Origin of the sequence: Moritella sp. 5 (genome assembly GCF_018219455.1) — a bacterium.
Taxonomy (GTDB): Bacteria; Pseudomonadota; Gammaproteobacteria; order Enterobacterales; family Moritellaceae; genus Moritella.
The window spans coordinates 2455760-2473624 of record NZ_CP056122.1 but is presented as its reverse complement, the minus strand read 5'-3'; the positions used below and the strand labels follow the sequence as shown (position 1 = coordinate 2473624).

21 protein-coding genes are annotated in these 17865 nt (G+C 36.4%); 11 read left to right on the top strand and 10 right to left on the bottom strand.

Going from position 1 to position 17865, the window contains the following annotated elements; genetic code table 11:
• Window positions 1-9: 9 nt before the first annotated feature.
• Entirely contained in the window at window positions 10-354 is a 345-nt protein-coding gene (locus tag HWV01_RS11165) for a helix-turn-helix transcriptional regulator (RefSeq protein WP_249185529.1), read from the bottom strand.
• 402 nt (window positions 355-756) lie between these two features.
• On the opposite strand from HWV01_RS11165, the gene HWV01_RS11160 reads away from it, so the two are divergent.
• Complete coding sequence (locus HWV01_RS11160) at window positions 757-1953, top strand: hypothetical protein (RefSeq protein ID WP_211675560.1); 1197 nt, start codon at window positions 757-759, stop codon at window positions 1951-1953.
• 146 nt (window positions 1954-2099) lie between these two features.
• On the opposite strand, the gene HWV01_RS11155 is transcribed toward HWV01_RS11160, so the two are convergent.
• A complete protein-coding gene (locus HWV01_RS11155; RefSeq protein WP_211675558.1) occupies window positions 2100-2600 on the bottom strand; it encodes a hypothetical protein in 501 nt (166 codons plus the stop codon).
• 510 nt (window positions 2601-3110) lie between these two features.
• Here HWV01_RS11155 and HWV01_RS22375 point away from each other — a divergent pair.
• Window positions 3111-3671, top strand: coding sequence for a hypothetical protein (locus HWV01_RS22375; RefSeq protein WP_249185528.1), 561 nt, complete (start codon window positions 3111-3113; stop codon window positions 3669-3671).
• Between the two features lie 77 nt (window positions 3672-3748).
• On the opposite strand, the gene HWV01_RS11145 is transcribed toward HWV01_RS22375, so the two are convergent.
• From HWV01_RS11145 to HWV01_RS11135, 3 genes are all read right to left on the bottom strand, one after another.
• A complete protein-coding gene (locus HWV01_RS11145; protein WP_211675556.1) occupies window positions 3749-4111 on the bottom strand; it encodes a hypothetical protein in 363 nt (120 codons plus the stop codon).
• A gap of 1369 nt (window positions 4112-5480) precedes the next feature.
• Window positions 5481-6239 (bottom strand): hypothetical protein, encoded by a 759-nt coding sequence (locus HWV01_RS11140; RefSeq protein WP_211675554.1) that lies wholly within the window; start codon window positions 6237-6239, stop codon window positions 5481-5483.
• 598 nt (window positions 6240-6837) lie between these two features.
• Window positions 6838-7209 carry a helix-turn-helix transcriptional regulator gene (locus HWV01_RS11135; RefSeq protein ID WP_075478140.1) on the bottom strand — a complete coding sequence of 124 codons (372 nt, stop codon included), beginning with the start codon at window positions 7207-7209 and terminating at the stop codon, window positions 6838-6840.
• 135 nt (window positions 7210-7344) lie between these two features.
• On the opposite strand from HWV01_RS11135, the gene HWV01_RS11130 reads away from it, so the two are divergent.
• From HWV01_RS11130 to HWV01_RS11115, 4 genes are read left to right on the top strand one after another with little or no spacing between them, the layout of a single operon-like run.
• Window positions 7345-8487 carry a phage/plasmid replication protein, II/X family gene (locus HWV01_RS11130; protein WP_211675552.1) on the top strand — a complete coding sequence of 381 codons (1143 nt, stop codon included), beginning with the start codon at window positions 7345-7347 and terminating at the stop codon, window positions 8485-8487.
• Window positions 8488-8498: 11 nt separating this feature from the next.
• Window positions 8499-8780, top strand: a complete 282-nt coding sequence (locus HWV01_RS11125; protein ID WP_211675551.1) for a single-stranded DNA-binding protein — start codon at window positions 8499-8501, stop codon at window positions 8778-8780.
• Window positions 8781-8792: 12 nt separating this feature from the next.
• Window positions 8793-9155 carry a hypothetical protein gene (locus HWV01_RS11120; protein ID WP_211675549.1) on the top strand — a complete coding sequence of 121 codons (363 nt, stop codon included), beginning with the start codon at window positions 8793-8795 and terminating at the stop codon, window positions 9153-9155.
• 1 nt (window position 9156) lies between these two features.
• Complete coding sequence (locus HWV01_RS11115; RefSeq protein WP_211675547.1) at window positions 9157-9435, top strand: hypothetical protein; 279 nt, start codon at window positions 9157-9159, stop codon at window positions 9433-9435.
• 273 nt (window positions 9436-9708) lie between these two features.
• Here HWV01_RS11115 and HWV01_RS11110 read toward each other — a convergent pair whose 3' ends face one another.
• Window positions 9709-10467, bottom strand: a complete 759-nt coding sequence (locus tag HWV01_RS11110) for a hypothetical protein (RefSeq protein ID WP_211675554.1) — start codon at window positions 10465-10467, stop codon at window positions 9709-9711.
• 598 nt (window positions 10468-11065) lie between these two features.
• Window positions 11066-11437 (bottom strand): helix-turn-helix transcriptional regulator, encoded by a 372-nt coding sequence (locus tag HWV01_RS11105; RefSeq protein WP_075478140.1) that lies wholly within the window; start codon window positions 11435-11437, stop codon window positions 11066-11068.
• A 135-nt stretch (window positions 11438-11572) separates the two neighbouring features.
• On the opposite strand from HWV01_RS11105, the gene HWV01_RS11100 reads away from it, so the two are divergent.
• Genes HWV01_RS11100 through HWV01_RS11085 form a run of 4 tightly spaced genes read left to right on the top strand, consistent with a single transcriptional unit; the run spans window position 11573 to window position 13663 of the window.
• On the top strand, window positions 11573-12715 hold the full coding sequence (locus HWV01_RS11100) for a phage/plasmid replication protein, II/X family (RefSeq protein ID WP_211675552.1): 1143 nt from the start codon (window positions 11573-11575) through the stop codon (window positions 12713-12715).
• 11 nt (window positions 12716-12726) lie between these two features.
• On the top strand, window positions 12727-13008 hold the full coding sequence (locus HWV01_RS11095; protein WP_211675551.1) for a single-stranded DNA-binding protein: 282 nt from the start codon (window positions 12727-12729) through the stop codon (window positions 13006-13008).
• A gap of 12 nt (window positions 13009-13020) precedes the next feature.
• Complete coding sequence (locus tag HWV01_RS11090; RefSeq protein ID WP_211675549.1) at window positions 13021-13383, top strand: hypothetical protein; 363 nt, start codon at window positions 13021-13023, stop codon at window positions 13381-13383.
• A gap of 1 nt (window position 13384) precedes the next feature.
• Window positions 13385-13663, top strand: a complete 279-nt coding sequence (locus HWV01_RS11085; protein ID WP_211675547.1) for a hypothetical protein — start codon at window positions 13385-13387, stop codon at window positions 13661-13663.
• Window positions 13664-14109: 446 nt separating this feature from the next.
• Here HWV01_RS11085 and HWV01_RS11080 read toward each other — a convergent pair whose 3' ends face one another.
• The gene (locus HWV01_RS11080) at window positions 14110-15570 is read right to left on the bottom strand and encodes a chitinase (protein WP_211675545.1); all 1461 of its coding nucleotides are present in this window, start codon (window positions 15568-15570) and stop codon (window positions 14110-14112) included.
• Between the two features lie 397 nt (window positions 15571-15967).
• On the bottom strand, window positions 15968-16390 hold the full coding sequence (locus HWV01_RS11075; protein WP_211675544.1) for a hypothetical protein: 423 nt from the start codon (window positions 16388-16390) through the stop codon (window positions 15968-15970).
• 296 nt (window positions 16391-16686) lie between these two features.
• Here HWV01_RS11075 and HWV01_RS11070 point away from each other — a divergent pair, with 296 nt between their 5' ends.
• A complete protein-coding gene (locus HWV01_RS11070) occupies window positions 16687-17625 on the top strand; it encodes a bile acid:sodium symporter family protein (RefSeq protein WP_211675542.1) in 939 nt (312 codons plus the stop codon).
• Here HWV01_RS11070 and HWV01_RS22500 read toward each other — a convergent pair.
• Window positions 17600-17791 carry a TRAP transporter large permease subunit gene (locus tag HWV01_RS22500; protein WP_371816359.1) on the bottom strand — a complete coding sequence of 64 codons (192 nt, stop codon included), beginning with the start codon at window positions 17789-17791 and terminating at the stop codon, window positions 17600-17602. The two genes, HWV01_RS11070 and HWV01_RS22500, sit on opposite strands and share 26 nt — an antisense overlap.
• Window positions 17792-17865: the final 74 nt, after the last annotated feature.

The window sequence follows — 17865 nt, the reverse complement described above, 5'->3', positions numbered from 1 at the left end:
TAACTTCTTTTACCATCCTAGGTTATCCTCGTTTTCAGGTTCTTGTTTTTGTTGTTCTCTTGGGCTAGATGCTCTTTTTCGTTCATTCCCATGTAGCTGGGCAAGCTGAACCGGTGATATCTGAGTTGCCGGAAGAAAAATATCGATTTGGTCTATAACGTCTAGCGCTTGCATAATAATAATCATGGTTTCGAGTGAGCATTGCCCATTCTCAGCATTGGCTATCTTTTTACGGGTTAATCCTACGTCTTTAGCGATTGATGCTTGGGTCTTGTTCGCGTTAAGGCGGTAGGTTTTTAGCCTTTCACCAATCACAGTGGTGATTGCAGGTGCTGTCATGTTTGAATAATTCATATCAACCCTTTAATGTTCTGTTATACGTACATTATAGGTTAAAAATAACATTAACGCTCCCAAAATGGAACATTAATATGATTTAACTTAATGTTCCATAAATCACCCATTAATGGCTTGAAGTACCAGTAATGTTCCATATATAAACCATTATTTTAAATTGTGAACGATGGTGTCAATATAATTTTATACATTATTCACAATGGCCTAACTCTGTCGTTTATTCTGCTATTTTACACCCCCTTACATCTCTTACGTTTCTTACATTCATTGTGTTGATGTGCCATATTTAAGTGTGTAATGTGTTAATAATCAAGGATACGCAGAGTATTAACCTACACTTTATGGTTATAAAAGATGTAAATATAATTCTATTGAATATGGAAAAATAAGAGAACTTCGATGAACAATCAAAACCTTAGCAATTTAGACAATGCTCAATTAACTTATGGGGATAATCTAAACCAGATTCAGATGGTCACCAACATGAATACCGGCTTTCGTGGTCCAAGGGGTCTAAATCGAACTGAAGGTGTTAATGTATCTAAATTAGATAACTGGATAAAGTGTCTATCAGATAGAGGTGGTGTGCTAGCTGAAAGGCCTTTGGCTACTTACACGTTACCTGGGTCACACGATGCCTTGACCTATAGGTTTACGGGTGGGGTCATCAGGAGGCTCGCGAGAGGAGGGACGGTTACTCAGGAGTTGAATCTTACCTCTCAATTTAATGCAGGGATTAGATACTTTGATATCCGTGTCGGGGTTAAAGGCGGTAAGCTCATTGGTGTTCATGGCCCTATCAACTTACTGGGAGGCGATATAGAGTCTGATATTACTAATCTTTTAATATTAGCAGTACAGAACAAAGAGCCAATCGTCATTAAATTTGATTATAAGGGCAAAGCCTATTCTATCGTTAAAAAGATAGTGACAATGTTCTCTAAAAGTATCATGCCAACTTCTGAATATTGGAAGGTTGGCGTCGGTGATTGTATTCGCCAAGGTAAAGTATTGTGTTTATTTCACAAGATTAAATCGAAGCAAAAAGAGACATTTAAAGATGCCTCTGAAATGTTTGGAGACTACTCCAAGCACAAGGCTGGCGGATTTTCAAATAAGCACTTTATGAAAGGGCACAGAAAGTACCTTGAAGACTTAGTAGATGAGGCTTATACGCTAGATGAAGAAAGACTTAAAGTCATGTCTTTCAATATACCTTGTACCCCTACAGGCGGCTATACTGCGCTTGGCGTTGCTAACTTTTTTCTCGGCTCGATTCCGAGCAAACTATGCCTAGCGGCACAAGTTGCGGTAAGAGTGAAGCGTGAAAATCGCTGGTTGGGCTGTTATGAAAGTGTCTCTAATATAGAGCAGCGTGAGGTTGTTAAAGATATAAACTTAGGCGTTGTACAAAAACTCACTGATGCGGTTGATTCGTGGTATTTTATGGAGGAAAAAGAAAGCAATCCGATAGCGAGTGCCCTTCACGGAGAGAAGGTGAGTCAACATATTGCAGGTGCTGTAGGTATGGATTTCGTTGGTCGTAAACGGCAGTTAATTCTAGAGCTTATCGAGTTGAACAATCGAGATTACTAAATTCGGGATAAGAAAAGGTAATTTAAACTCAAAGTTAGCTCTACGATTAGATCTTTCAAGCAAGAAAGTACAATCGTAAGGAGCTAGCTTTGAACAAATAGGGCAAGTTTCATATTGAGACCACCCATTAGTCTTTTAACTTTAATCTATCTATAGCCTTTGTAAGTAATTTCATCCTTGTGAAAGCCTATGTCCCGTCTCATTTCACTAAGTAATTTAAGCATTTTGGCGCGGAACACTTCAAATTCAAATTCATCGATAGTACTAAATTGTACTTGCGAGTTATGGATGTAATCGACTAATTCGGTGAACTTATCAAATACATCACTTGAAGCAAATAAAGCTAAGTGTGCAGAGACCTCTAGTCGTTCTTTATCAAATTGGCTTATATCATCAAGACTTAATTTTCCTTCTTCAGGAATTTTGGCTGTTAGGTCTGTTAATGGTTTTAAGACTGTTTTATATAGTTCCAGTTTTCGGTAATCACTGTCTTTTTTAATACGAGTTAACTCTTCTAACTTACTTTTGTGAGTCTTTATTCTTTTATTGGTTATTATATTTGAACATATAGCCCAGAGCGCAGCTAGCAAGCTTATAAAAATGGCGGTTTGTCCACCTACATTAGATATGAATTCTTGAACGTCCATTAATATTAACTCCAATACACTGTCATAATTTAATATTACATTATAGCCAGCCTGAAACATCTTGCTAGCAGTAAAAAAGGATAGGGGTCTTGTAACAAACGTTTCTAAACTACAGTTAAAAGTCATGATTTTACGGGGGGAGATATTTAACTGTATATAAACACAGTGTTAGTTGAGGCTCCGTAAAATCGAGACTTTGAAATTATTATTAACAATAAAATCAATAGTATAGACGTTTCACATAATACTACGTTAAGTCTGAAAACATGACATTTCTAACGGTGGCAATCCTGACACCTCTATCTGGGCTTATTACAACACTGCGCATATATAGAAACGTGATTATGTTGAATAAGAATCCGTTTGCAATACTGGAACAGGCTGACAGGCCAAGTAGTGGTATTTATACATAATCCGCATTATGCGAAGAGCGTATAATCTATTTCAATCATAAGCTTAGTAGCATTATGTTATTATGTCTCGTATACATTAATGATTGGAGTATTACTTATGGATTTATCGTTTTGGTTTGGTGTTGTTGGTACTTTTTTTGGTGTCGTTGGTACTTTGATTTCCATCTATCAATTTGGCGTAGCTAAAGCTAATCGTCAGCGTCAGCGAGAGTTACAATTCATTTTGGCAAGCATTAACAGCACAGCTCTTCAGAAGCAGGTGGCATTTGATAATCAGTGCTATGTGTACATGAAGTATAATAAGAATGGAGAGGGAGATTTAGATGTGATTCGATCTTTAGCTATGGCTAAGGACTCTTTTGGTGAAATAGCTCAAATGACAGTTGCCATGGAAGGGGTTATTGATATTAAAAAATCAGCAATAATGGTAATACAAAAACGGACTATTGAATCAGCTAAGCTATTCAATGAGCTTAAGAGTGTTTCTGAATTCAACTCCACGGGGTCTTCTGAACCTGTTGAACCTGTTGAACCTGTTGAACCTGTTGAACCTGTTGAACCTGTTGAACCTGTTGAACCTGTTGAACCTGTTGAACCTGTTGAACCTGTTGAACCTGTTGAAGAGTTAATAATTTCGAATATAAATGCCGTACGATGAAGTGTCTATTTTGATTTCCTAGTCATTTTAAAGAGTACACTATCTTTAATAGTGTACTCTTGTTTCATTTTGAAACTTTATACAGTGGTTTTTTTGTTTTTATACATTGCTTTGTTCACACCATCAAAAACTTCTTCTTGAATTAACATCTTGTCTATAAATTCACGTTCTTCTCTATCAGGTAGCTTATATTTATAGAAAATATCGGCAACATCCTTCATCTCTTTCACATCTCTTTTTACTTCTTCCATATTATCAGCAATTAATTCTAGCGCTTCACTTTGCCGTTCAACAAGGTTCCTTTGTTGCATGTATTCTTCACCATACGCATTAATAGTGTTTCCACTGTTTTGAAGTTGAGACAGAAGACTATTTAATACCATATAGATTGCTACCAACACTAAAATTAAAAAACCGAATAAAATATATATAATGCTCATATATGATTCCCTTATTGTGCATTTATAGCGGAAACTGAAATATCAGGCGAAGCCCCCTTACTGTCTTACGGGGGTTAACTCTCTGCAGCAATACGGTTTTGCCAAGATCGCTGGATTTCTCAAGGTTAACTATTTTAATCCAAATTAGAATCTAAAGAGTGTCTTTGCTCTTATACAGTAATATCAAAGCCCTAAATTACGCCATAAGGTTCTAAATTTGATTCGGCTTAGTTATGTGTTCTACATACTCATTATACCGCAAAGTGGTTATAATGAACCTAAAATGGCGCATTAAATACAAGCTTATTTAATGAGTCATAAATCAACCATTAGGCATGATTAACGCCAATAATGCACCAAAAACGAATCATTATATACAACCATTCTTATGTGCGAGCTTAACATTTAAACGTCTTATCAGCATAAAAAAGGATAGGGAGCTTGTACCAAATATTTCTAAACTATAATTAAAAGTCAGAGTTTTACGGGGGTAGATATTCAACTGTATATAAACACAGTGTTAATTGACGTTCCGCAAAATCGAGACTTTAGCGTTATTATTAATAGTTTAATCAATAGCATAGCTATTTTACGTGACGCTACGTGAAATCTGAATCAGTAAGTAACATCCTAGTTAGTAAAATTAACGTAGGATCGATTCAAAATAGCATCTTAAATTCCAATTAGTATATTTAGAATTAGATTGGTTCAGTCATATTGATCTAATACGAATTCGCATTGAATGATGCCTGATAAACAAAATCATATTTAATGGTCAGCAAAAATTATTACCAGGTTAAGAACTGTAAATCCAAATTTAGCTAATCGATTCCTAAATCAAAAACAGACAAGTGATCACAGAATCTATTTATTGATAATACAAATCTATAATGAGCGCTGTGTAAATCACGTTGGTAATCACAAGGAAAGCTAACTTAGATTTTACGTAGCGTGTGTTATTGTTATCACAAGATATTGATGACGATGATGAACGAAACTTGATGGCTATGCAAAAATATTCACGTGCTCAAAAGAACTCGAACATTTAAAGTCAGCTAGGTAATTTTAATAATCAAACCCGAAAATAACATGCGCGCTGTGTGAAATCTGCTGTAACAATACTGGCAAAACATTTCAGATTTCACGTAGCGCACGGTAATTTTGTAGTAAATAGAATGGTTTGAACAGAATAATGGCTAATGAACATGACATTTCTAACGGTGCCAATCCTGACACCTCTATTGGGTTTAACACAACACTGCGCATAATAGCAACGTGATTATGTTGAATATTTACCTGCTTGCGACACTGGAACAGGCAAGCAGGCCACTTGTGGTATTTACACATAATCCGCATTATGCGAAGGGTATTATTTTGCTCTTAACCACGTTTTAATATCGCCTTTGCTCGCTATGTGTGCAGCAATTTTATTCACTTGTTTTAGCTTTATTTCAGATTTCACATCTAATTCGAACGACAAGACTACGATAAAAAGTTTAGATATATCTCTGGTATAATTAGATAGATGATTAGGGCCATCAATAGCTTTAGGGCTTTTATAATGATCGAAACAAAACAGTTCAATCATTCTATTTAAAGAATCTTCCCACTCTTCACAGTCTTGGAGTGTGTGTTCCTCCTGTATAATTACATTGAATATATTTTCATACTTATCTTGAATTTCACTTATGATTTCGATGTTGTAATTATTATTAAGGTAATTGGCCCATATTTTGTCATGTATTCGTTTTATTGAATTATTTTCATATGCTTTTATAAGCTTTTCATTAGCTAAAACATAAGTTCTAAACTCATCTAAGTGCTTGTAATAATTTGAAATGTCATTTTGTTTAGTAGCTATTTTAATTTGCCTTACAGTCTGAGCTGAACGATGCATTGTTCCTATGATAATTAATAAAGAAAGAGTTACGGCTATAATTGCACATGGTAATTTAAGAATTTCAAATGCAACATAATTAATAGTGGTGTAATCACTTATTACCTGTGGTGCTAACGGCCATACTTGGGCAGTAAGTATGGCAGCAAGTATAATTCCACTAAAGGCTGTAATTATAAAGGCTGGTAATTGATGAAGGTTTAATTCGGGGTCTATTATTGTTAATTTCATTTAGCCAATAATTCCTTATATGATTAATAGTTTTAGAATTTATGAGAAGATCAAAGAGTACTCTGTCTAATATTCAGAATATATACAGTGTTTTATTATTTTTATACGGTAATATCAAAAGCTTATGTTTAACTATCAAATTCCAAATTTGATTCAAGGTTTATTTATGACGTGACTTTCGAGGGCGAAGGCTGAGCAACGAGAAAACACGGATATAAATATACCCGTACATCATTAAAGTATTTATTACCTAGTAATATTTACTCTGTTTATAGTTAATGAATAGCTGTTACATGTGACAGAGGTTATCTGTTACATAGGCGTAGCCGTTACCCATCTTTCTGCTAAACCAATCTTTTGGCTAAGATTGTGCGTCAATGCTTCGCTATGATCACTTTACTGATTTTCCCCACCTAGATAATGCTTTATGCACGAACGCTTTATACAGGCATGTTATGCGTGTTGAGACTCCGCGCAGCGGGGGATTGATTCGCATAATATGTCTCTTATTCGACAATCGAGCGATGAGCGAAAAAGGGGGTTTTTAAGTTTGGGTTCCTGTTACACCCAAACTAACTCCGGAATTCCGGACTATCGACTAACTCAAGGCGTCTATCAAATCTTCTTTATCTTTAGAAATATCGCCATCAACAAGGCTTAGAAGAAATTGCCCATGGTCTGGAATTTGCTCCCAAATTCTAAGTGCTTCAAGACTCGAACCTGCTCCTATTTGAGCCAGTTGAACAATAAACTTCTCTAGGGGCATTTTACTATTTAGCTTACCTTGGCAGATTTCAGTTTCTGAAATATTCAATGCTTTGGCTAGCTTTGTGACTTGAGAAGCTTTAGGTTCGGTAACATCATTTTCCCACTTTAAGTAGGTTTGCTTAGTTACTCCAACAGCTTCAGCTATTTTATTTTGAGATAGATTTATAGCCTCTCTAGCTTCCTTAAGTACAGAACCAATCACCTAAAACTCCTTATTGATACATATTTATATTCACTATACACCATAAATATAAACCACAATCATTGCATGTGATAAATGTTTACTATAAGGTACATTAATATATACCAACATTTGCATTGACAGGATTTCCATACATTGTTTTTTATAGACCGACTTTTCATACAGCAAGATCATTTACAAGGTGGGTTACCCCTTGTAGGTCGTCATGTTATTGAAAAAATCGATCTAGAAACGGGTGAGAAATTACCTACATCTGTAAATCAAAAGATCATTGAAGGCTCACATTCAACGAAACTAACGATCCGATGTGATGGTGTAAGAGTTCGAGTTGAAGGAAATCCTTCACGTTGGCAGCGTATGGACAATCTTTTTGGATTGAAAACATTAGATGAATGTGTCGAAGTTTTTAACCATATTCTGGCTAAACATGGACTGCCAGCATTCACAAAAAATACCAAAATGTACCATCGTCAAACACCAGAAGGTAAAGCATCTCAACTGGTCGGTAATGGTGCTGAAATTACAGCAATTGATTGGACGGTTAACCATGAAGTAGGCAAGGGAAATGAGCAATCATTTATCCGTGGAATGTCATCAATGCAAATTGGGCGAGGGCGCAAACCTAAGCTTTACCCCGATGGAAATACCTGCAACTGGGGTGAAGCTTCAACTTGGAATATGACCAAACTTTATAATAAAGCAGTCGAGCTTAAACGGCATTTACAAAAAGATGAACGAAAAAGAGACGTAATCCAGCCAGAAAGACTTAGTTATATACATGATTTAATTAACTATTGTGAACAAAAAGGCGTAGTTCGTGAAGAACACAGCTTACGCCAATCATTATTAAAACGATATAACTTACAATTTTACGGTGCAGTCTCAGAAAAAGACTTCATACCACATCTTCAAGAGATCGATAAAGCTATGAAAACAATACATATTTCACACGATGAACATCAATCCATTGCACATCAACTACTTGAAGCCTCAGCGGTTAAAACATTGCGACAAGCAAACACGACCATGAGCTACTTTACAATGTGGCAGCACGGTACTGATTTAAGAAATATGTTATCAAATTCTCAGTTTTATGAACATAAAGCACGCTTAAAAGTGATCGGTATTGATATCGGTCAGCAATTCGATGTCAGCCGTATATGCCCGACACTAAAGCGCTCACAAGTGATTGAAATAAAACATTTAAACGTACCTGATTGGTACCACTTACCAGTTGTTGCACAATCAAATATATTACCATTTAAAGCTTATGCCTAGGAGGCTGTCACATGTTACACATAGAAATATTCCCTGAAAATGTTGATCTAATCACTCGAACTTTACCACCTAAAGACGGTAAACCGGGTCGAAGCTTTAACGAGCAAATTGCATATGCTCACTTAGGCGGTAAATTCCCAGTTGAAATGAAGCTATCTGTTCAAGACGGTCAACTGCCATATGGTGCCGGAACATACTCAGTTGATGCTTCAAGTTTTGCGATTAATAACTACGGTGGCCTAGAACTAAAACGTTTTGGATTAACCATTAAGCCAATTGAACTCGATCTATAAAAGGATATTAAGATGCCTCATGGAAAAACAACAATTCGATTTACTGGCGGTTCGTTAGCTGGTCACGTTGAAGAAAATGTAAATACTAGATTACTAGCACCAAGAATTGAAAATCAGACGGGCATGTGGATTAGAGAAAATGATGATGGTTCAGCACAAATAATGTCGCATGGTCAGCCAGATTCAAACTGGAATTACTTTAAAATTGAGATCTACGAAAAACAAGAACGACTTAGTGAACAAGAACCATTTAATTATAAATACGTTGGCCAAGAAGACGTTTCACGATGCGAATCTAAAACTAAATTAGGTAAACGTTGTAAGAATCGAGCCGTTGCAGCTCAAGAAAATTGTCCAACACACACGGTGAAATAATATGACGGAACATGAATTAACTATCGCAAATAATCATCTGACAGACAGCGCTTTATTTTATCGTTCTGGTGAACAATGTTATCCAGCGAGCAAAGAAATTTCTATCGAGTTCGATGATATTAAAGAATCAATAATATTTTTACATGAAGAATTATTATCACAAGATTTTACTGATGGTGATGAACAAGCTTTCATTGGTTATGCAAAAATATTCGCATACTTGAAAGAACTGGAATTCTTGAAGTCAGATAAAAACATTAGTAATCAAGCATCTAAATAGACATCGCGCTGTGTGAAATCTACAGTAACAATACTGGTAAAGTTTTTCAGATTTCACGTAGCGCACGGGTTTTTGATATCAAATTGGAGTACCAGGGACAGGGTTTTGATATCAATAACGATATTACAAACCTGACATCTCTATCTGGGACTTATTACATCACTGCGCATAATAGCAACGTGATTATGTTGAATATTTACCTGCTTGCGACACTGGAACAGGCAAGCAGGCCACTTGTGGTATTTACACATAATCCGCATTATGCGAAGGGTATTATTTTGCTCTTAACCACGTTTTAATATCGCCTTTGCTCGCTATGTGTGCAGCAATTTTATTCACTTGTTTTAGCTTTATTTCAGATTTCACATCTAATTCGAACGACAAGACTACGATAAAAAGTTTAGATATATCTCTGGTATAATTAGATAGATGATTAGGGCCATCAATAGCTTTAGGGCTTTTATAATGATCGAAACAAAACAGTTCAATCATTCTATTTAAAGAATCTTCCCACTCTTCACAGTCTTGGAGTGTGTGTTCCTCCTGTATAATTACATTGAATATATTTTCATACTTATCTTGAATTTCACTTATGATTTCGATGTTGTAATTATTATTAAGGTAATTGGCCCATATTTTGTCATGTATTCGTTTTATTGAATTATTTTCATATGCTTTTATAAGCTTTTCATTAGCTAAAACATAAGTTCTAAACTCATCTAAGTGCTTGTAATAATTTGAAATGTCATTTTGTTTAGTAGCTATTTTAATTTGCCTTACAGTCTGAGCTGAACGATGCATTGTTCCTATGATAATTAATAAAGAAAGAGTTACGGCTATAATTGCACATGGTAATTTAAGAATTTCAAATGCAACATAATTAATAGTGGTGTAATCACTTATTACCTGTGGTGCTAACGGCCATACTTGGGCAGTAAGTATGGCAGCAAGTATAATTCCACTAAAGGCTGTAATTATAAAGGCTGGTAATTGATGAAGGTTTAATTCGGGGTCTATTATTGTTAATTTCATTTAGCCAATAATTCCTTATATGATTAATAGTTTTAGAATTTATGAGAAGATCAAAGAGTACTCTGTCTAATATTCAGAATATATACAGTGTTTTATTATTTTTATACGGTAATATCAAAAGCTTATGTTTAACTATCAAATTCCAAATTTGATTCAAGGTTTATTTATGACGTGACTTTCGAGGGCGAAGGCTGAGCAACGAGAAAACACGGATATAAATATACCCGTACATCATTAAAGTATTTATTACCTAGTAATATTTACTCTGTTTATAGTTAATGAATAGCTGTTACATGTGACAGAGGTTATCTGTTACATAGGCGTAGCCGTTACCCATCTTTCTGCTAAACCAATCTTTTGGCTAAGATTGTGCGTCAATGCTTCGCTATGATCACTTTACTGATTTTCCCCACCTAGATAATGCTTTATGCACGAACGCTTTATACAGGCATGTTATGCGTGTTGAGACTCCGCGCAGCGGGGGATTGATTCGCATAATATGTCTCTTATTCGACAATCGAGCGATGAGCGAAAAAGGGGGTTTTTAAGTTTGGGTTCCTGTTACACCCAAACTAACTCCGGAATTCCGGACTATCGACTAACTCAAGGCGTCTATCAAATCTTCTTTATCTTTAGAAATATCGCCATCAACAAGGCTTAGAAGAAATTGCCCATGGTCTGGAATTTGCTCCCAAATTCTAAGTGCTTCAAGACTCGAACCTGCTCCTATTTGAGCCAGTTGAACAATAAACTTCTCTAGGGGCATTTTACTATTTAGCTTACCTTGGCAGATTTCAGTTTCTGAAATATTCAATGCTTTGGCTAGCTTTGTGACTTGAGAAGCTTTAGGTTCGGTAACATCATTTTCCCACTTTAAGTAGGTTTGCTTAGTTACTCCAACAGCTTCAGCTATTTTATTTTGAGATAGATTTATAGCCTCTCTAGCTTCCTTAAGTACAGAACCAATCACCTAAAACTCCTTATTGATACATATTTATATTCACTATACACCATAAATATAAACCACAATCATTGCATGTGATAAATGTTTACTATAAGGTACATTAATATATACCAACATTTGCATTGACAGGATTTCCATACATTGTTTTTTATAGACCGACTTTTCATACAGCAAGATCATTTACAAGGTGGGTTACCCCTTGTAGGTCGTCATGTTATTGAAAAAATCGATCTAGAAACGGGTGAGAAATTACCTACATCTGTAAATCAAAAGATCATTGAAGGCTCACATTCAACGAAACTAACGATCCGATGTGATGGTGTAAGAGTTCGAGTTGAAGGAAATCCTTCACGTTGGCAGCGTATGGACAATCTTTTTGGATTGAAAACATTAGATGAATGTGTCGAAGTTTTTAACCATATTCTGGCTAAACATGGACTGCCAGCATTCACAAAAAATACCAAAATGTACCATCGTCAAACACCAGAAGGTAAAGCATCTCAACTGGTCGGTAATGGTGCTGAAATTACAGCAATTGATTGGACGGTTAACCATGAAGTAGGCAAGGGAAATGAGCAATCATTTATCCGTGGAATGTCATCAATGCAAATTGGGCGAGGGCGCAAACCTAAGCTTTACCCCGATGGAAATACCTGCAACTGGGGTGAAGCTTCAACTTGGAATATGACCAAACTTTATAATAAAGCAGTCGAGCTTAAACGGCATTTACAAAAAGATGAACGAAAAAGAGACGTAATCCAGCCAGAAAGACTTAGTTATATACATGATTTAATTAACTATTGTGAACAAAAAGGCGTAGTTCGTGAAGAACACAGCTTACGCCAATCATTATTAAAACGATATAACTTACAATTTTACGGTGCAGTCTCAGAAAAAGACTTCATACCACATCTTCAAGAGATCGATAAAGCTATGAAAACAATACATATTTCACACGATGAACATCAATCCATTGCACATCAACTACTTGAAGCCTCAGCGGTTAAAACATTGCGACAAGCAAACACGACCATGAGCTACTTTACAATGTGGCAGCACGGTACTGATTTAAGAAATATGTTATCAAATTCTCAGTTTTATGAACATAAAGCACGCTTAAAAGTGATCGGTATTGATATCGGTCAGCAATTCGATGTCAGCCGTATATGCCCGACACTAAAGCGCTCACAAGTGATTGAAATAAAACATTTAAACGTACCTGATTGGTACCACTTACCAGTTGTTGCACAATCAAATATATTACCATTTAAAGCTTATGCCTAGGAGGCTGTCACATGTTACACATAGAAATATTCCCTGAAAATGTTGATCTAATCACTCGAACTTTACCACCTAAAGACGGTAAACCGGGTCGAAGCTTTAACGAGCAAATTGCATATGCTCACTTAGGCGGTAAATTCCCAGTTGAAATGAAGCTATCTGTTCAAGACGGTCAACTGCCATATGGTGCCGGAACATACTCAGTTGATGCTTCAAGTTTTGCGATTAATAACTACGGTGGCCTAGAACTAAAACGTTTTGGATTAACCATTAAGCCAATTGAACTCGATCTATAAAAGGATATTAAGATGCCTCATGGAAAAACAACAATTCGATTTACTGGCGGTTCGTTAGCTGGTCACGTTGAAGAAAATGTAAATACTAGATTACTAGCACCAAGAATTGAAAATCAGACGGGCATGTGGATTAGAGAAAATGATGATGGTTCAGCACAAATAATGTCGCATGGTCAGCCAGATTCAAACTGGAATTACTTTAAAATTGAGATCTACGAAAAACAAGAACGACTTAGTGAACAAGAACCATTTAATTATAAATACGTTGGCCAAGAAGACGTTTCACGATGCGAATCTAAAACTAAATTAGGTAAACGTTGTAAGAATCGAGCCGTTGCAGCTCAAGAAAATTGTCCAACACACACGGTGAAATAATATGACGGAACATGAATTAACTATCGCAAATAATCATCTGACAGACAGCGCTTTATTTTATCGTTCTGGTGAACAATGTTATCCAGCGAGCAAAGAAATTTCTATCGAGTTCGATGATATTAAAGAATCAATAATATTTTTACATGAAGAATTATTATCACAAGATTTTACTGATGGTGATGAACAAGCTTTCATTGGTTATGCAAAAATATTCGCATACTTGAAAGAACTGGAATTCTTGAAGTCAGATAAAAACATTAGTAATCAAGCATCTAAATAGACATCGCGCTGTGTGAAATCTACAGTAACAATACTGGTAAAGTTTTTCAGATTTCACGTAGCGCACGGGTTTTTGATATCAAATTGGAGTACCAGGGACAGGGTTTTGATATCAATAACGATATTACAAACCTGACATCTCTATCTGGGACTTATTACATCACTGCGCATAATGTATATTATGTTAAATAGGGTTTATAGTGATCTGAGATAAGACCCTATTTGATGACCGGTTGTATTATTTGATAGGCAGTGACGATTTGAGATGTTGTCAATTTAACACTTGGGTTATTTACCATAAAGTATATGATATGCATCTAAATGATTTCATCATATTTTATCCAAAATATGATGAAATCAAATATCTTCACACATATTAAAACACCAAAACATAAAAATCCCCGTTAACTAACGAGGATTTTAGATTTAGACTAACAAAAGACTAACTTATTGGCAGGATATTTCGTCCCACAGGTTGTTAGAAACCGCTGGAGTATCCCAAACGCCAGGAGCATTTTTAGCAATAAAACACTTACCTATATTTGTTACCTTGTCACCGCTGGCTACTTGAGACACACCATCTTCCCAAATAATGAAATTAGTTGGAGATGAATCAACTGACGTTGCAGTTACTGGAGTGACTGTTACAGCCTTAATGAATAACCATGGCCAACCTGCATGAGAGCCAAAGAAGTTTGTGACACATTTTCCATAATCACCTGGGACCAGAGCTGAATAAGCAGTTTGAAAGCCAACTAATTCACACTCAAATGAAGCGCCACCTGGACGGTCCGCGTAATATTTCCAGTTACCATCCCAGTTTGTGTAAAGCACATCAGTTGCGCCATTCAGATTAATACTGCCGTAGGGTGTTTGTTGAAAACATGTATTTTTTTCATCAGACTCAAGAAGGATTTGGTAGTGTGCTGATAACCCTTCCCAGTAACGAATTCGATTAACTGGCTGTCCTTTAGTTTTGTTTTGCTCTCCACACTCAATCCCGCCATTGATAACGTTGATTGTGGTACCAAAACCATAAGTAATTCCGGCATCTGCTTCACGCTGTGACGGAGACCATGTTCGGTCAATAACATGCAACATTGCTGGTTTTGGTGCTTGTGGAGTTAAAAAGAACCAAACAGCAGACGCCAAATTTAACCAAGAATCAGCAACTATACTTGGATTATTTAACAATACAGTCGCATCACCGTCGTACATGACTTCAGAGAACATGCCATAGTTAAAGTGGTAAGAAAGTTGTTTAGCACCACGACCAAAATAACCTTGTCCTGCAGAACATGGCCAACGGGTATTTTGCCAATCGTTCTGACCACAAGCTGTCGTGTACCCTTCTTGACCTTCAGACCAACCCATCTCACGAACGTGTACAAGCGCTTGCTGCCACTCTTCTAAGGCTTGCGGGTTGTCTGAGATATTGTCTTTAGCAATATGCCCACCCGTTTCTTGTGAAAAATGAGCAAATGCAGTAATGATTGATTTATTACAAATTGCATCTGAGTTACGGCCATCTGTGTATTCACCACAGAATGCAGGAAACTTACCAACAGCACGTAATAAACGAGTATAGGTATATTCAGGAGCGGCCATCTTCGTTAAGAAGTCCCATTCAGTTTGTGGGAAAACACGTTCTAAGCGTTTAACATTGTCTGGATTTGAAACTAAACCAGGTTCAATAACGTCGACCACAGCGTTAGGTTGTGTGCGTAATGCTTGAGCCCAAATATCATACATAGGGTCTAATGTTTTAGCATCTTCTGCAGCTTTAACTTCTGATTGAGAAACGATAAATCCGGTTGGATTAAGTGGGTCTTCTTGTGGGTTCATTGCATAACTGTTGAGTACAACACTATAGCCTATCAAAGTAGATAGAAATGTACGTTTAAACATGATTTATCCTTAAATAATGCCAATCCTAGGCATATATCCATCATTTTTTGGTTCATTGAAAAAACCAAAAATCCATTCCGGAAAATATCTAATTATTTGAATTAAGCGAAATAATCAACTCAATATTTTCTGGATGATGCATAATTATCACAACTAAATATCATGTCAATAATGTATTATCAATACCTTGCACGTGATGGGTTATCACAAAAAGGTCCGATCTGTTAGAGGTGGTAACTGATGTGACTGCCCTTTTCTCTTTATTAACTTAACGCTCTCATGCTTGATTAATCGTGTTGGCTATCTATTTTTCTGCCTTACATAACATGCGCTATTTAAGATGAGCCAACTTAGCTTGTACCTAAGTTGGCGATGTCATTGCAGACACCTATCATTCTCACATTATCGTATAGGTAAGAGTATTTTGTCTGCCTACAGGCTCATTAGCGCCGGCTATTTGAGTAAAGATCGCCATACCATATTTATCCGTTAAGCATTTGAAGATAACTGTATGTGAGGGTTTGTTCAGTGGTTTTGTTTCGTCACCCAAATAGATACCGACACCATTTTCATCGTCGAGTACTTTATAAGTATAAGATCCAGTGAAAGGACCAATTTCTTTATTAAGAAATTCGTTAAGATAACGATCTGTCGTATAGGTAACTTTCGATATAGCTCCTGCATTCGGATTCGTTGCACTGTATTGGGATTCAACATGATTGATCAACGTCATATTTTCCAAACTATTGGGCACGCTACAGCTTGCATAAGTAAACCCTGAAAAAATGACGGGGAGACATAATATTATTTTCTTAAACATTAACGTTCCTAATTGTTGTGTTAAAAATAGAATTATTAATAATACCCAACAATGGGTATTTCGTCTAGCCAATTTATTATGAGTGCTCAAGGTTTAAAAGAAATGAATAAGGGTAAAGATGATGTGTTTACACACTACCCCTTTTGACTATAATGCTTAGTCACAAAATTACAAAATAGCTAATGTTTTAAAAGGGTTAAAATCGATCTACGTTTAAAACGGAACCAATAACTGGACAATTAATTACACATACTTCAGCTGCAAATGAATGCGCACAAATTTAAAAAGGATAATACATGTTAAATAGAATTACAGCTCTTTTCCCGCTATGGGCACTTTTGGGGGCTATTTTCGCCTATGTTCAACCCGAACTTTTGATTTCTTTCAAAGGTTATATTGTTCCATTATTGATTATCATTATGTTATCCATGGGGTTAACACTCAGTTTTCGTGATTTTACCAATGTGCTTACGTATAAATATGCGGTTGGTGCCGGAGTATTACTACAATTTACTATTATGCCTTTGGTCGCGTTAATGATTAGCATATTTATGGGTTTGGATGAATCTCTGATGATAGGTATGGTATTAGTTGGAACTGTGGCAGGTGGGACTGCGTCGAATGTAGTGTGCTATTTGGCGAAAGGCGATGTTGCTTTATCTATCACCATGACGGCAACGTCAACACTGCTTGGCGTCGTATTAACCCCCTTATTGGCAGAGTTATTGATTGGCCAAAAAGTAGATATTCCAATGGCTGTGATGATATGGAGCCTAGTTAAAATTGTATTATTACCTGTGAGTATCGGTTTGCTAATAAACCAATTGATAGGAAGTAAAATTACTCGTATTACTCCTATATTACCTCTTATCTCTATGCTATCGATTGTCACCGCAATTATGATTATTGTCGCACTTAATGCAAAACAATTTGCACAGCTTGGTCCCTTGATTGCACTTGCTGTTGTTTTGCATAACAGCATCGGATTATTGCTTGGGTATATCTGTTGCCGTTTAATGGGATTCAATAAAACGATTTGTCGAACCATTTCATTAGAGGTCGGATTACAAAATTCGGGGTTAGCGACCGCGCTGGCGATGAAATTCTTTACTCCGCTGGCAGCTTTACCTGCGGCTATATTTTCTGTGTGGCATAATTTATCCGGTGCATTATTGGCTGGATACTGGTCGCAGCGTGAGGAGACACCTCCTACCCCGTGTAATGATAAGGGATAAATAACGCGATCTCTGGTAACAGGTAGATAATCAAAACCGCCAATAAAATGAGTATGAAAAAAGGAGTTACACCTTTAGTTATATCGATTATTGGGCTGCCTGTTACTGCTTGTATCGTAAATAGGTTTAAGCCGACAGGTGGAGTAACCAGAGCGCATTCAATCATCATCACGAATAATATCGCGAATCAGATAATCTCGATCCCCATTAGCTGAAACCCTGAACAAATGACGGAGAGAC